Genomic DNA, 12,978 nt, shown 5'->3' on the forward strand with positions numbered 1-12,978 from the left:
TGCCCTTGGGATCCCGGCGCCGTCCGCCGCATCTTATCCGGTCACGCGCTTTGCGTGACGATCACCGGGATCATCAGGTCGCCCCAATTGCCTTCGTTGTGATGCCGTGCGGAGCGGATCAGTTCGACCGAGACACCAGCGTCGACGGCTTTCATGACGGTGTGGTTGAGCCTGTGCAGGTCGTTGGCGAGCATGCGGATCGCTGCCTGCTGCTCGGCGGTCATGGTGATGGCTTGTTCTTCGGCGCGTTCTTTGACGCGGGTCTGGACGGTCATGGCATTTCTCCTCTTGATTATTCAGGGGTTCATGATTGAGGGACTAAACCCCTCCCCAACCCCTCCCAACAAGGGGGAGGGGCTTGGATTGCTGCGCCTGCCTGCCCAATCGATCGTTCAGCGATCAGCCCGGTTGATAGTGAGCAAACAGTGCCGCGGGTTACCCCTCCCCCTTGTGGGGAGGGGCTGGGGAGGGGGCTTCTTGGTTATTCCGCCGCAGGGCGGAACTGGTCGTGCTCGGTGGATTCCTTCATCGCGGTGGTCGAAGACTTGCCGCCTGAAATCGCCATGGACACAGCGTCGAAATATCCGGTGCCGACTTCGCGCTGATGCTTGGTGGCGGTGTAGCCATTGATCTCGGCGGCGAATTCCGCCTCCTGCAGCTCCGAATAGGCGGCCATCTGCCGGTCCTTGTAGCCGCGGGCCAGCTCGAACATGCCGTAATTCAGCTGATGGAAGCCGGCGAGCGTGATGAACTGGAACTTGTAGCCCATCGCGCCGAGTTCGCGCTGGTATTTGGCGATGGTCGCGTCATCCAGGTTCTTCTTCCAGTTGAACGACGGCGAGCAGTTATAGGCGAGCTTCTTGCCCGGATGCACCTTGTGCACCGCTTCGGCGAATTTGCGGGCCTGCTCAAGATCGGGCTTGGAGGTTTCCATCCAGATCATGTCGCAATAGGGCGCATAGGAAATGGCGCGGGCGATGCAGGGATCGATGCCGTTGCGAACCTGATAGAAGCCTTCCGTGGTGCGGCCGGCGTCATAGTCGACGAAGGGCTGATCGCGCTCGTCGATGTCGGAGGTCAGGAGCTTGGCGGCTTCCGCATCGGTGCGGGCGATGATCAGCGTCGGCGTGCCCATGACGTCGGCGGCAAGCCGCGCTGCGGTCAGGTTGCGGATATGGGCGGCGGTCGGGATCAGAACCTTGCCGCCAAGATGGCCGCATTTCTTTTCCGACGCCAGCTGGTCTTCATAATGCACGCCTGCAGCGCCTGCCTCGATGAAAGCCTTCATAATCTCGAAGGAGTTCAGCGGTCCGCCGAAGCCGGCTTCGGCGTCCGCGACGATCGGCGCAAACCAGGTATCGACCGACAGGCCCTTGCCTTCCTGCGTTTCAATCTGGTCGGCCCGCTGAAGAGTCTTGTTGATGCGCTTGGCGAGCTCGGGGGCGGCATTGGCCGGATAAAGCGACTGGTCGGGATACATCGACGACGCTGTGTTGGCGTCTGCGGCGACCTGCCAGCCCGAGAGATAGATGGCCTTGAGGCCGGCGCGGACCATCTGCATGGCCTGGTTGCCCGAAAGCGCGCCCAGAGCGTTGACGAAATCCTCTTCATGGATCAGCTGCCACAGCCGGTTGGCGCCCATTTCGGCGAGCGAATATTTGATCTCGACCGAGCCGCGCAGGCGCTTGACGTCTTCTGCCGTGTAGCTGCGTTCGATGCCGTCATAGCGGCCCTTGGGAGCGTTGGGGATGAGCTTGTAAAAGTCTGTCATTGTATCCTCCATTCATGCTGGGCAGTCGGCCTTGGGAGTGCCGTTTGCTTTCGTTTCGATGAAGAGAATTTACATTGCGACGCAAAAACATCCAGAAAATAGATAGAAATATGGGTCTTAAAGGGGTTATGATGTGTCGAGATTTACAGGCCATCCTTGTAAATCTGTAAAAACTGTAAAAAATATCTCTGGTAAGCTTTTGTAAAAGGAGTGACAGATGTCGGAGATGAAGATCTTCGCCGGGCCGCGCATCCGGCGTATCCGCAATGGTCTCGGCGTCACCCAGACGGCCATGGCCCAGGCGCTCGGCATATCGCCCTCCTATCTCAATCTCATCGAGCGCAATCAGCGGCCGCTGACCGTGCAACTGATCCTCAAGCTCGCCTCCGTCTACAAGGTCGATGTCGAGGAGTTGCGCGGCGAGGCGAAAAGCGTGGTCGGCGAACTCAGGGAAGTGTTTTCCGATCCGTTGCTTCAGGGCGAGATCCCGGGCTCGGAAGAGCTGGTCGAGGTCGCCGACGCCGCGCCCAACGCCGCCCAGGGGCTGATCAAGCTCTACCGCGCCTATCGCGAACAGGCGGCCCGGCTCTCAGATCTCGCGGGAATGCTGGCCCAGGCCGGCCATGATGCGCCGCTTGCCGCCGCCCGCCTGCCGATGGACGAGGCGCGCGAGGTGTTTGCGTCGCGACCCTATGTCTTCGAGGCTCTCGACGCCGCTGCCGAAGTTTTTCACGCTCATCTCAATCCGGGCGAGGATTTGGCGCATGCGTTGCGCGAATGGCTGCGCGCCGAGCATGGCGTCGTGGTACGCACGCTGCCCATCCACGCCATGCCCAATCTCCGTCGACGCTACGACCGCCATTCGCAGCGCCTTTTCCTGTCCGAGCGTCTCTATCCGCATGATCAGCTGCGCGAGATGGCGCAGGAGGCCTGCCAGATCGTCCTGAGGGCCGAGATCGCGGCGGCGCTCGACGCTCTCCCTCTGTCCTCGGCCGAAGCGCGCCGCATCGGCCGCTTCGAACTCGGCCGTTATGCGGCGCATGCGCTGATGATGCCCTATGGGCCAATGCTGGCGGCGGCGCAGCGCAGCGCCTATGACATTGGTTTGCTCGCCGCGCGCTTCAAAGTGTCGTTCGAACAGGTGGCCAGCCGGCTTGTCACGCTGCAGCGATCAGGTTCTGCGGGCGTTCCGTTTTTCCTGATGGAAGTCGACGCAGCCGGAAACCGGGTGCGCACGCTCGGCGCCGAGGGCTATCCGCATATCCGCTTTGGCGGCGCCTGTCCGAAACTGTCGGTGCATGCGGTCTTCGCCGCTCCGGGCCAGGTTTTATCGGAAATTGTCGAAATGCCTGATAGCGGCCGCTTTCTCACTGTGGCGCGCACGCTGGAAGGCCCGGTGGCGGGCTATGGCGAGCGCGTCAGGCGCACAGCCCTGCTGCTCGGCTGTGATGCGGCGCATGCTGGCCAGATCGTCTATGGCCGCCAAGTGTCGGAGCCGCTGCCGATCGGGGCCGGCTGTCGCCTCTGCGAGCGCGCCGGCTGTCTCGCTCGGGCAGAGCCGCCGCTCACCCGCCCGCTGGGACTGGATGAAATGGTGGCGGGATTGAGCGTGTTCGATTTCCAGTAGACATTGCGCGGCCGGATGCTCCGCGCATCAACTTGTTCAAACCTTTCCATTTTTCAGTTGTCGCGCTGCAAAATCCTTTCTAATCTGTTTACAGCGGGGAAGCCGGGACAAGATAAATCGAAATAGATCCGGACAAAACAGGAGTAGTTTATCATGAAAAAACAGTTGGTTGGTCTCGCGGCGGGGGTTGCCTTCGCCATGTCTGCCGGCTGGTCCGTCCAGGCGGCGGATCGGGTGGTCAACGTCTACAACTGGTCCGATTACATTGACAGCTCCGTACTCGAGGAGTTCACCAAGGAGACCGGCATCAAGGTCGTCTACGACGTCTTCGATTCCAACGATCTGCTGGAAACCAAGCTTCTCGCCGGCGGCTCCGGCTATGACGTGGTGGTGCCGACCGGTCCGTTCCTTGCTCGTCAGATCAAGGCTGGCGTGTTCCAGAAGCTCGACAAGTCCAAGCTGCCGAACCTCAAGAATATGTGGCCCGTCGTCTCCGAGCGGCTCGCCAAATATGACCCCGGCAATGAATACGCCGTCAACTATATGTGGGGCACCACCGGCATCGGCTACAATGTCGACAAGGTGAAGGCGGCGCTCGGCGATGTGCCGGTGGACAGCTTCGATATCATTTTCAAGCCGGAAAACGCCGAGAAGCTGAAGTCCTGCGGCATCAACATTCTCGACGCGTCGGATGAAACCTTCGCCATCGCCATGAATTATCTCGGCCTTGGCGGCGACAGCAAGAAGACGGCCGATCTCGAAGCCGGCGGCGAGGTCTATAAGAAGATCCGTCCTTACGTGCGCACCTTCAACGCCTCCGCCTATATCGATGATCTCGCCAATGGCGATGTCTGCATCACCATTGGCTGGTCGGGCGACGTGTTGCAGGCGAAAAGCCGCGCCGAGGAAGCCAAGAACGGTGTGAAGATCGACTATGTGATCCCCAAGGAAGGGACATATATGTGGTTCGACAACCTCGCCATTCCGGCCGATGCGCCGCATGTCGAGGAAGCGCATGAATTCATCAACTTCATGATGCGGCCCGACGTGATCGCCAAATCGTCGAACTATGTCCAATACGCCAATGGCAATCTGGAATCGCAGAAACTGCTCGACGAGTCGGTGTTCAAGAATCCGTCGGTCTATCCGACTGAGGCGACCATGGCGAAGCTCTTCACCATTTCGCCGTATGCGCCCAAGGAACAGCGCGTGCTGAACCGCATCTGGACGCAAATCAAAACGGGCGAATAACCCTTCAAGGGGCTTGCGGCGGGGCCGTAGCCCCGCCGCTTTCAAGGCAAATGCGCTCATGAAAAGAGCGCGCGCCTATGGATCAACCGCAGGCGCGGGAAAGCGGACAGAGGGGAAAAATGGCGAAGACACTGGGGCCTGTTAAGCGTAAGTTCAGCCCGTGGATGGACAAGAGCGAAAAGCCGTTCATCCGTTTCGAGAATGTCACAAAGCGTTTCGGCGATTTCGTCGCCGTCAACAATCTCACCCTCGATATCTATGAGAAGGAATTCTTCTCGCTGCTCGGCCCTTCAGGCTGCGGCAAGACCACATTGATGCGCATGCTCGCCGGCTTCGAAGAGCCTACCGAAGGCCGCATCCTGCTGCAGGGCAAGGATATTTCCGGCACGCCGCCCTATAAGCGCCCCACCAATATGATGTTTCAGTCCTATGCCCTGTTCCCGCATATGTCCGTGGCCAAGAACATCGCCTTCGGCCTCGAACAGGACAATATGCCCAAGGGCGAGATCGACGCCCGCGTCGAGGAAATGCTGAGGCTGGTGAAGCTCACCGATTTCGCCAAGCGCAAGCCGAGCCAACTTTCCGGCGGCCAAAGGCAGCGCGTGGCGCTCGCCCGCTCGATCGCCAAACGGCCGAAAGTGCTTCTGCTCGACGAGCCGCTCGGAGCCCTCGACCGCAAGCTGCGCGAGGAAACCCAGTTTGAGTTGATGGACATCCAGCACAGTCTGGGCCTCACCTTCCTGATCGTCACACATGATCAGGAAGAGGCCATGACCGTGTCCGACCGTATCGCGGTGATGGACAAGGGCATCGTGGTGCAGGTGGCGACGCCGGCGGAAATCTATGAAGCGCCCAACAGCCGCTATGTCGCGGATTTCATCGGCGACATCAACATCATGGAAGGCGTGGTCTCGGCCAATACGGGTTCGGCCAGTCAGCATGGCGTTGTCAGCCTGAGTTCCGGCGAGTTGAAGATTGAGGTCGAGCAGGAATGCGCGGCGGTCTCCGGCGCCAATGTCGCTTTCGCCATTCGGCCGGAAAAGGTCCGCATCTCGCTCGATGCGCCCACTGAGGCTGGCCCGCCCAATTGCATCGCTGGCGAGGTCATCGATATCGGCTATCTCGGCGATTTCTCCGTCTTCATCGTGGGGACCCCGGATGGCCGCGTGCTGCGCGCCGCCCAGGCCAATGTCTCCCGCCATGTCGAACGGCCGATCACCTTCGAGGACAAGGTCTGGCTTTCCTGGTCGGCGGACGCCGGCCTCGTGCTGACGCGATAGGGGAGGGGATCATGGAGCCGAGCGCCGTTTCCCACAGCCGCCCCAGCCGCTGGCTGGTGGTCGCCATTCCCTATCTCTGGCTGACGTTGTTTTTTCTCGCGCCATTCTTCATCATTTTGAAGATTTCGCTATCCGACAGCGACATCGCCATGCCGCCGTATACGCCGGTGTTCGAGAGCTTCTCGCAACTCGGCGATTTCCTGTCGCAACTCGATTTCGAGAATTATTTCTACCTCACCGAAGATCCGCTCTATATCAAGGCCTATCTGTCCTCGCTGAGGATCGCGGCGATCTCCACGCTGCTCCTGCTGCTGATTGGTTACCCCATGGCGCTCGCCATGGCCAGGTCTTCGGCCAAGATCCGCCCGACGCTGTTGATGATGGTGATCCTGCCGTTCTGGACCTCCTTCCTCATCCGCGTCTATGCTTGGATCGGCATTCTGAAGCCCGAGGGGCTGCTGACCATGCTCTTGCAGGCCCTGCATATTCTGGGGCCGGATGATCAGATCCAGATTTTCCGCACGGAATATGCGGTGCTGATCGGCATCGTCTATTCCTATCTGCCCTTCATGGTTCTGCCGCTGTATTCGGCGCTGGAAAAGCTGGACGGCACGCTCTTGGAAGCGGCGAGCGATCTCGGCTGCCCGCCCTGGAAGGCCTTCTGGAAGATCACCTTCCCGCTGTCGCTTCCGGGCGTGGTCGCGGGCTCGATGATCTGCTTCATTCCGATCACCGGCGAATTCGTCATCCCCGACCTGCTCGGCGGCGCCGACACGCTGATGATCGGCAAGACGCTGTGGGTGGAGTTCTTCGGCAATCGCGACTGGCCGCTCGCCTCGGCGGTGGCGGTGGTGCTGCTTGCCATGCTGGTGGTCCCGATCGTGATCTACCAGAACCAGCAGCAGAAAGCCGCGTGAGGAGAATGCGATGAAACCCGGAAAATTCGACACGACCTTCCTCACCATCGGCTTTGCCTTTCTCTATGTGCCGATCCTGATTCTGGTGGTCTATTCCTTCAACGCCTCCAAACTGGTCACCGTCTGGGGCGGTTTTTCCACGCGCTGGTATGTGGCCATGTTCCACAATCAGGCCCTGATGGACGCGGCCTGGGTCACAGCCCGCGTCGGCGTGCTCTCGGCCACTATCGCCACGGTGCTCGGCACGCTCGCCGCGCTGTCGATGACGCGCTTTGCGCGTTTCCCCGGGCGCGTGCTGTTTTCCGGCATGATCTATGCGCCTATCGTCATGCCGGAAGTCATTACCGGCCTGTCGATGCTGCTGCTGTTCGTCGCCATCAACATCGATCGCGGCTTCTGGACGGTGACGATCGCTCACACCACCTTCACCATGTGCTATGTGGCGATCGTGGTGCAGTCGCGGCTATTGACCTTTGACAGGAGCCTGGAGGAGGCGGCGCTGGATCTCGGCTGCCCGCCGGTCAAGACCTTCTTCAAGATCACCTTGCCATTGATCTTGCCAGCCGTGGTGTCGGGCTGGATGCTGGCCTTCACCCTGTCGCTGGACGATCTGGTGATCGCGAGCTTCAATACTGGTCCGGGCGCGACCACCCTGCCGATCAAGATCTATAGCCAGGTGCGATTGGGCGTGACGCCGGAGATCAACGCCGCCTGCACCGTGCTGATCGGCCTGGTCACTTTGGGGGTGATCGCCGCGTCCTTGGCGACCAAACGCCAGGAAGCCCAGCGGGAGCGCGACGAACGCGCCGCCGCTGCTCAGGCCTGATCCAAAGACGGGCCTTTATTCATCATAGCCGCTGCGGGGCGGCAGGAAGAGATAGGTGAACAGCCAGATCGGCAGGATCACCGCCGCCCCCAGCCCGATATTCGGAAGCGCCCAACCGACAAATCTCTGCAGGAGCAACCAGAGATCCGCAGGCGTCATGCCGAAACCGGCAAGGATCGTCTCGGTGGATAGGCCGAGAAGATTCATGCCCGTTCCGAGAATCAGGCAGGCCAGTGTGAGCTTCAAAAAACCGATGATCATGTGGGGCATGGCGCGGCCCTCCGGCAGATGGTCGAGAATTAAACCGATTTGGTAAAAAACTGATTTAAATCAGGACTGGACTGGGTACCGTTCGTCGCCCGAGCGGGATTGCCAGCGCCTCGCTCTTATGCTGCATTGCGGCGCAAACGGGCGCCGGGTCAAGGGCGCGCTTGAGGAGAGAATGCCATGGGAGACACCACACCGCTCTGGACGCCGTCGGCCGAGCAGATCGAGAAGAGCCAGATGACGCTGTTCCGTCGCTGGTGCGCGGAAAAATTCGCTGTCGATCTGCCCGATCACGACGCCTTTCATCAGTGGTCGATCACTGAGCGCGGTTCCTTCTGGTCGGCTGTATGGGATTATTGCGGCGTCAAGGGCGACAAGGGTGCGCGCGATCTGATCGATGGCGACGACATGATGAAGGCTCGCTTCTTCCCCGACGCATCTCTGAACTTCGCCGAAAACCTACTGTCCACCACCGGCGCCGACGCGGCGCTCATCTTCCGCGGCGAGGATAAGGTCTCCTATCGCTGGAGCTGGGATGAACTTTCCGCCATGGTCTCGCGCCTGCAGCAGGCCTATCGCGCCATGGGCATCGAAAAAGGCGATCGCATTGCGGCCATGATGCCGAATATGCCCGAAACCATCGCGCTGATGCTGGCCGCCGCTTCGATGGGGGTGATCTGGTCGTCCTGTTCGCCCGATTTCGGCGAGCAAGGCGTGCTCGACCGTTTCGGCCAGATCGAGCCGAAACTGTTCATCGCCTGCGACGCCTATTGGTATAACGGCAAGCTGCAGGACGTGTCCGCCAAGCTCCGTGCGGTGGAGCCGAAGCTTGGCGCGCCGGTGCTGGTCATTCCCTATGCCGGCGATGCCGACAGCCTTGCAGCCTCTCTCACCAATGGCCGCACGCTCGCCGAGTTCATCGCGCCCTATCCTGCGAAAGCGGTCGAGTTCACGCCGCTGCCCTTCAGCCATCCGCTCTACATTCTGTTCTCTTCCGGCACCACGGGCGTGCCGAAATGCATCGTCCATTCGGCAGGCGGCGCGCTGTTGCAACATCTCAAGGAACAGCGTTTCCATCTCGACCTCCAGGCCGGTGAGCGGCTGTTCTATTTCACCACCTGCGGCTGGATGATGTGGAACTGGCTGGTCTCGGGGCTCGCGAGCGGCGTCACGCTCTGCCTGTTCGACGGCTCGCCTTTTGCGCCGGGCGGCGAGGTTCTCTGGGATTACGCGGCCGACGAACGCTTCGCCGTGTTCGGCACATCGGCCAAATATATCGACGCGGTGCGCAAGGGCGGCATCGAGCCGATCAAGACTCATGACCTCTCGAGCCTGCGCGCCGTAACCTCCACCGGTTCGCCGCTCTCGCCGGAAGGCTTCAGCTTCATCTATGAGGGCGTTAAGCCCGACGTGCAGCTCGCCTCGATCTCGGGCGGCACCGACATCGTGTCCTGCTTTGTGCTGGGCAACCCGATCAAGCCGGTCTGGCGCGGCGAGATCCAGGGCCCCGGCCTTGGCCTCGCCGTGGATGTCTGGGACGACAACGGCAAGCCTGTGCGCGGCGAAAAGGGCGAACTGGTCTGCGCCAAGGCCTTCCCCTGCATGCCCGTCGGCTTCTGGAACGACAAGGACAACGCCAAATACAAGGCCGCCTATTTCGAGCGCTTCGACAATGTCTGGTGCCATGGCGATTTCGCCGAATGGACCGAGCATGGCGGCCTGATCATCCATGGCCGTTCGGACGCCACGCTCAATCCGGGCGGCGTGCGCATCGGCACGGCGGAAATCTACAATCAGGTCGAGCAACTCGAGGAAGTGGCGGAGTCGATCTGCATCGGCCAGGATTGGGACGATGACGTCCGGGTCATCCTCTTTGTCCGCCTGCAGCCGGGCGTAAAGCTCGACGCCGAGCTCGACAAGAAGATCAAGACGAAGATCCGCACCGGCGCTTCGCCGCGCCATGTGCCGGCCAAGATCATCCAGGTCGCAGACATTCCGCGCACCAAATCCGGCAAGATCGTCGAACTTGCTGTGCGCGAAGTCGTTCATGGGCGGCCGGTCAAGAACAAGGAAGCGCTCGCCAATCCCGAGGCGCTGGATCTCTATGCCGGGCTTGAGGCGTTGAAGATCTGAATGGATTGAGGGCACAAAGGTGTCGTGCAGGCGCATCGATCGCCTGCACGTCCTGAAAGTCCAAGCCCCTGACGAATGGCATATTCCCGCCTTGCCCCATGGGGGGCAGGGGTGTACACTCAGCTTCTGACAAGTACTACGCTTGGTCCTGGCGTGTCAGGGCCTTTGAATTTGCAGTCAACGAATTGTCTTGCCGGTTTGTGCAGCGACGTTGAATTTTAGATGGACGGCGCCAAACGGGCGCGATTTTCGCTTATTTCGAAACATTGAAGCATCACGCGACGTCATCTCTGGCGTTGGCGCGGGTCTGCCCTGTTTTGCGAAAGCGATGGGCAGCCACAATTGCGGCATGCTCCGGAGAGCAGAGCATGAACACCCGCAGCAAGCAAACCACCGTGCGATTTCATTCCTCCTTCCAGTTGCCTGGCATCGAAGGCCTTCTTCCCGAAGGCGAATATCATGTCGTGCATGACGAGGAACTGATCGAAGAGGCGTCCCGGCCGGCCTGGCGCAGGATCGCAACCTTCATTCATCTGCCGGCAATCGGAATGCGCGGCCCCGTCCAGCGCATGGCCCCGATCAAGGTTCAGGATCTCGAAGACGCTCTCGAAAAAGACCGCCTACACGCCTAACAACCCACAGAAGGGAACAATATCATGGCCAAGGGACAAATGCGCAGCGGCAAGGAAGCGCGCAAACCGAAGAAGGACAAGGTTGCGCCGGCTCCTGAAAAGCCGTTTGGCAACCAAGTGAAGCTCGCGACAGGGGGCAACAACGCGCCACGCGGAAAGAACTGAGGTCTATCGACCGGCCGGCATATTCGATTGACCACGATTGCGAGGGTCAGGGCGGAGTAGCCGGCCGCGCCGTTCATTCTCCCATGAAGGATACTGCATGCTGATCCGATACGGCTATGAAATCACGCTCACTTGCGAAAATCCGACGGCGCTGGTCTGCCTGCTGTCGGTCCATGAAGATAGGGCCGCGGACCTTGTCGCGCCGGAAAACACCTTCACACAACCAATACTTCCCATTTCCACCTATCTGGACATGTTCGGCAACAAATGCCGGCGCATGCTGGCTCCCGCCGGAGACCTGACGATCTGGGGTGACGCGACCATTAGGGACAGCGGACTTCCCGAACAGGCCAGGCCCGAGGCGAGGGAGGTTGCGGTCGCCGACCTGCCGGATTCATGTCTGGTCTATCTGATGGGCAGCCGTTATTGCGAAACGGATCGGCTCAGCCAGGCGGCTTGGGATCTGTTCGGCGCGGTCACACCCGGCTGGACGCGCGTCCAGGCTATTTGCGACTTCGTGAACGCCCACATCACCTTCGATTACATGCAAGCGCGGTCCACACGCACCGCCTATGAAGCATATGGGGAGAAGGTCGGCGTTTGCCGCGACTACGCCCATCTCGCTCTCACGCTTTGCCGATGCCTCAATATTCCCGCCCGCTATGTCAATGGCCACCTCGGCGATATCGGCGTGCCCGTAGTCGACCCAATGGATTTCAGCGCCTGGATAGAAGTCTATCTCGATTGCGGTTGGGTGACGTTTGATCCGCGCAACAACATTCCGCGCATCGGCCGCATCGTCGTCGCGCGCGGCCGCGACGCCGCGGATATTCCTCTGGTCAACTCGTTCGGCCCGCATTTGCTCAAAGGCTTCCGGGTCTGGACCTATGAGGTGGATGCTCCACCAGTTTAGGTCTTCGTCGCAAAAATTACTAAAAATAGCAAATAAGCATAGATGCCATTTATAATTGTTGCTGCCACCGTCTGGTCATATTGATTGGGCAGGAAACAAGCGCTGTTTTGTTTTCATAAGGTGATGATATGGCTCAGAAATATAACACCATTAAAGGAACGAATGGGCAGGACATCCTGGATGGGACGTCCAGCGCTGACGAGATTTTCGGATATGGAGGGCAGGACTCTCTCGAAGGCCGCAGCGGCAACGACATTCTCCGTGGCGGCGGCGGCAACGACACTTTGGAAGGAAATGCCGGCAACGATATTTTGCGCGGCGATGCTGGCGAGGATGTGCTTTCGGGCGGCGCCGGCAACGATATTCTCTATGCGGGCGAGAATCGCGGTTCCGGCAACGACGAACTCAGTGGCGACGCGGGCGCCGACATCCTCTATGGCTCCACAACGCTGGGAACCAGCACGCTCGGTAATTGCGTTCTTGATGGCGGGGCTGGCGCCGATACGTTCTATGTGCTGACCAAGGGCACGTCGGTGAATGCAGGGTCCGGCAATGACCTGATCTATGCCGGCATGGGCAAGCCGATGAAGGAATCCTATATTTCGGGTCTCGACGGCGGCGATGGCAACGATACGATCAGCTTCGTCAAAGCGAAATCCGGCGTCATCACCGAACTCAATTATTTCACGTTCTATTACGAAGGTCGTCTCATCGAGCCCGGCGGGGCCGCTAAAGGCGAGCGCTACCACACCAATATCGAGAACGCCATCGGTTCGAAATACAAGGATGAACTCTGGGGCGGCGAAGCAAACAACAAGCTGTCCGGCGGCGCTGGAAATGATTTCCTTGACGGTCTCGAAGGCTCGGACCAGCTAACCGGCGGCGCAGGCGCAGACACTTTTCACTTCAACACCGTGTTCGTATCGGACACCAAGAACCGCGATGTCGTCACCGATTTCAGCCGCAAGCAAGGCGACACAATCGATCTGCATTCGATGGACGCCAATACCGAACTTGGTGGAGATCAGGCCTTCTCCTTCATCGACAACGCGGCATTTAGCGGTGAGGGCGGCGAGGTCCGGTTGGCGAAAGACATTCTCTATGGCGACGATGACGGTGACCGGGTCGCGGACTTCTCCATCCGTGTAGATGTCGAATCGCTGAAAGCGAGCGACTTCATCCTTTAGGACTGTCGG

General features: G+C 59.9%; 13 protein-coding genes. 10 read left to right on the forward strand and 3 right to left on the reverse strand.

Translation table 11 applies throughout. From position 1 onward, the window contains the following. Positions 1–41: 41 nt before the first annotated feature. Positions 42–275: a hypothetical protein gene (locus tag M2360_RS09425; RefSeq protein ID WP_280774712.1), complete on the reverse strand. Its 234-nt coding sequence runs from the start codon at positions 273–275 to the stop codon at positions 42–44. Between the two features lie 206 nt (positions 276–481). Then, on the reverse strand, positions 482–1,771 hold the full coding sequence (aceA, locus tag M2360_RS09430) for an isocitrate lyase (RefSeq protein ID WP_280774713.1): 1,290 nt from the start codon (positions 1,769–1,771) through the stop codon (positions 482–484). A gap of 217 nt (positions 1,772–1,988) precedes the next feature. Between aceA and M2360_RS09435 the strand changes: the two genes are divergently transcribed. The 5 genes from M2360_RS09435 (at position 1,989) to M2360_RS09455 (ending at position 7,672) form a co-directional block, all read left to right on the forward strand. Continuing rightward, positions 1,989–3,398, forward strand: coding sequence for a helix-turn-helix transcriptional regulator (locus M2360_RS09435; protein WP_280774714.1), 1,410 nt, complete (start codon positions 1,989–1,991; stop codon positions 3,396–3,398). A 198-nt stretch (positions 3,399–3,596) separates the two neighbouring features. Further along, positions 3,597–4,649, forward strand: a complete 1,053-nt coding sequence (locus tag M2360_RS09440; protein WP_280774928.1) for a polyamine ABC transporter substrate-binding protein — start codon at positions 3,597–3,599, stop codon at positions 4,647–4,649. A gap of 119 nt (positions 4,650–4,768) precedes the next feature. Continuing rightward, on the forward strand, positions 4,769–5,929 hold the full coding sequence (locus M2360_RS09445; protein ID WP_280774715.1) for an ABC transporter ATP-binding protein: 1,161 nt from the start codon (positions 4,769–4,771) through the stop codon (positions 5,927–5,929). Between the two features lie 11 nt (positions 5,930–5,940). Further along, complete coding sequence (locus M2360_RS09450) at positions 5,941–6,846, forward strand: ABC transporter permease subunit (protein WP_280774716.1); 906 nt, start codon at positions 5,941–5,943, stop codon at positions 6,844–6,846. 10 nt (positions 6,847–6,856) lie between these two features. Continuing rightward, entirely contained in the window at positions 6,857–7,672 is an 816-nt protein-coding gene (locus M2360_RS09455; protein WP_280774717.1) for an ABC transporter permease subunit, read from the forward strand. Between the two features lie 15 nt (positions 7,673–7,687). On the opposite strand, the gene M2360_RS09460 is transcribed toward M2360_RS09455, so the two are convergent. Then, the gene (locus M2360_RS09460; protein WP_280774718.1) at positions 7,688–7,942 is read right to left on the reverse strand and encodes a hypothetical protein; all 255 of its coding nucleotides are present in this window, start codon (positions 7,940–7,942) and stop codon (positions 7,688–7,690) included. A gap of 177 nt (positions 7,943–8,119) precedes the next feature. Here M2360_RS09460 and M2360_RS09465 point away from each other — a divergent pair, with 177 nt between their 5' ends. The 5 genes from M2360_RS09465 (at position 8,120) to M2360_RS09485 (ending at position 12,969) form a co-directional block, all read left to right on the forward strand. Next, positions 8,120–10,072, forward strand: coding sequence for an acetoacetate--CoA ligase (locus M2360_RS09465; RefSeq protein WP_280774719.1), 1,953 nt, complete (start codon positions 8,120–8,122; stop codon positions 10,070–10,072). Between the two features lie 368 nt (positions 10,073–10,440). Further along, entirely contained in the window at positions 10,441–10,704 is a 264-nt protein-coding gene (locus M2360_RS09470) for a hypothetical protein (protein WP_280774720.1), read from the forward strand. A 24-nt stretch (positions 10,705–10,728) separates the two neighbouring features. Next, a complete protein-coding gene (locus M2360_RS09475) occupies positions 10,729–10,869 on the forward strand; it encodes a hypothetical protein (RefSeq protein WP_280774721.1) in 141 nt (46 codons plus the stop codon). Positions 10,870–10,966: 97 nt separating this feature from the next. Further along, on the forward strand, positions 10,967–11,782 hold the full coding sequence (locus tag M2360_RS09480; protein ID WP_280774722.1) for a transglutaminase family protein: 816 nt from the start codon (positions 10,967–10,969) through the stop codon (positions 11,780–11,782). Positions 11,783–11,910: 128 nt separating this feature from the next. Continuing rightward, positions 11,911–12,969: a M10 family metallopeptidase C-terminal domain-containing protein gene (locus M2360_RS09485; protein ID WP_280774723.1), complete on the forward strand. Its 1,059-nt coding sequence runs from the start codon at positions 11,911–11,913 to the stop codon at positions 12,967–12,969. Positions 12,970–12,978: the final 9 nt, after the last annotated feature.

Origin of the sequence: Rhizobium sp. SG_E_25_P2, assembly GCF_029892285.1 — a bacterium.
Taxonomy (GTDB): Bacteria; Pseudomonadota; Alphaproteobacteria; order Rhizobiales; family Rhizobiaceae; genus Rhizobium_E.

Excerpts from the sequence above, each read along its gene's own strand:
- M2360_RS09440 (WP_280774928.1), top strand. The coding sequence starts at position 3,597 with ATGTCTGCCGGCTGGTCCGTCCAGGCGGCGGATCGGGTGGTCAACGTC.
- M2360_RS09475 (WP_280774721.1), top strand. The coding sequence starts at position 10,729 with ATGGCCAAGGGACAAATGCGCAGCGGCAAGGAAGCGCGCAAACCGAAG.
- M2360_RS09485 (WP_280774723.1), top strand. The coding sequence starts at position 11,911 with ATGGCTCAGAAATATAACACCATTAAAGGAACGAATGGGCAGGACATC.
- M2360_RS09450 (WP_280774716.1), top strand. The coding sequence starts at position 5,941 with ATGGAGCCGAGCGCCGTTTCCCACAGCCGCCCCAGCCGCTGGCTGGTG.
- M2360_RS09435 (WP_280774714.1), top strand. The coding sequence starts at position 1,989 with ATGTCGGAGATGAAGATCTTCGCCGGGCCGCGCATCCGGCGTATCCGC.
- M2360_RS09425 (WP_280774712.1), bottom strand. The coding sequence starts at position 275 with ATGACCGTCCAGACCCGCGTCAAAGAACGCGCCGAAGAACAAGCCATC.
- aceA (WP_280774713.1), bottom strand. The coding sequence starts at position 1,771 with ATGACAGACTTTTACAAGCTCATCCCCAACGCTCCCAAGGGCCGCTAT.
- M2360_RS09460 (WP_280774718.1), bottom strand. The coding sequence starts at position 7,942 with ATGCCCCACATGATCATCGGTTTTTTGAAGCTCACACTGGCCTGCCTG.
- M2360_RS09455 (WP_280774717.1), top strand. The coding sequence starts at position 6,857 with ATGAAACCCGGAAAATTCGACACGACCTTCCTCACCATCGGCTTTGCC.
- M2360_RS09465 (WP_280774719.1), top strand. The coding sequence starts at position 8,120 with ATGGGAGACACCACACCGCTCTGGACGCCGTCGGCCGAGCAGATCGAG.
- M2360_RS09470 (WP_280774720.1), top strand. The coding sequence starts at position 10,441 with ATGAACACCCGCAGCAAGCAAACCACCGTGCGATTTCATTCCTCCTTC.
- M2360_RS09445 (WP_280774715.1), top strand. The coding sequence starts at position 4,769 with ATGGCGAAGACACTGGGGCCTGTTAAGCGTAAGTTCAGCCCGTGGATG.
- M2360_RS09480 (WP_280774722.1), top strand. The coding sequence starts at position 10,967 with ATGCTGATCCGATACGGCTATGAAATCACGCTCACTTGCGAAAATCCG.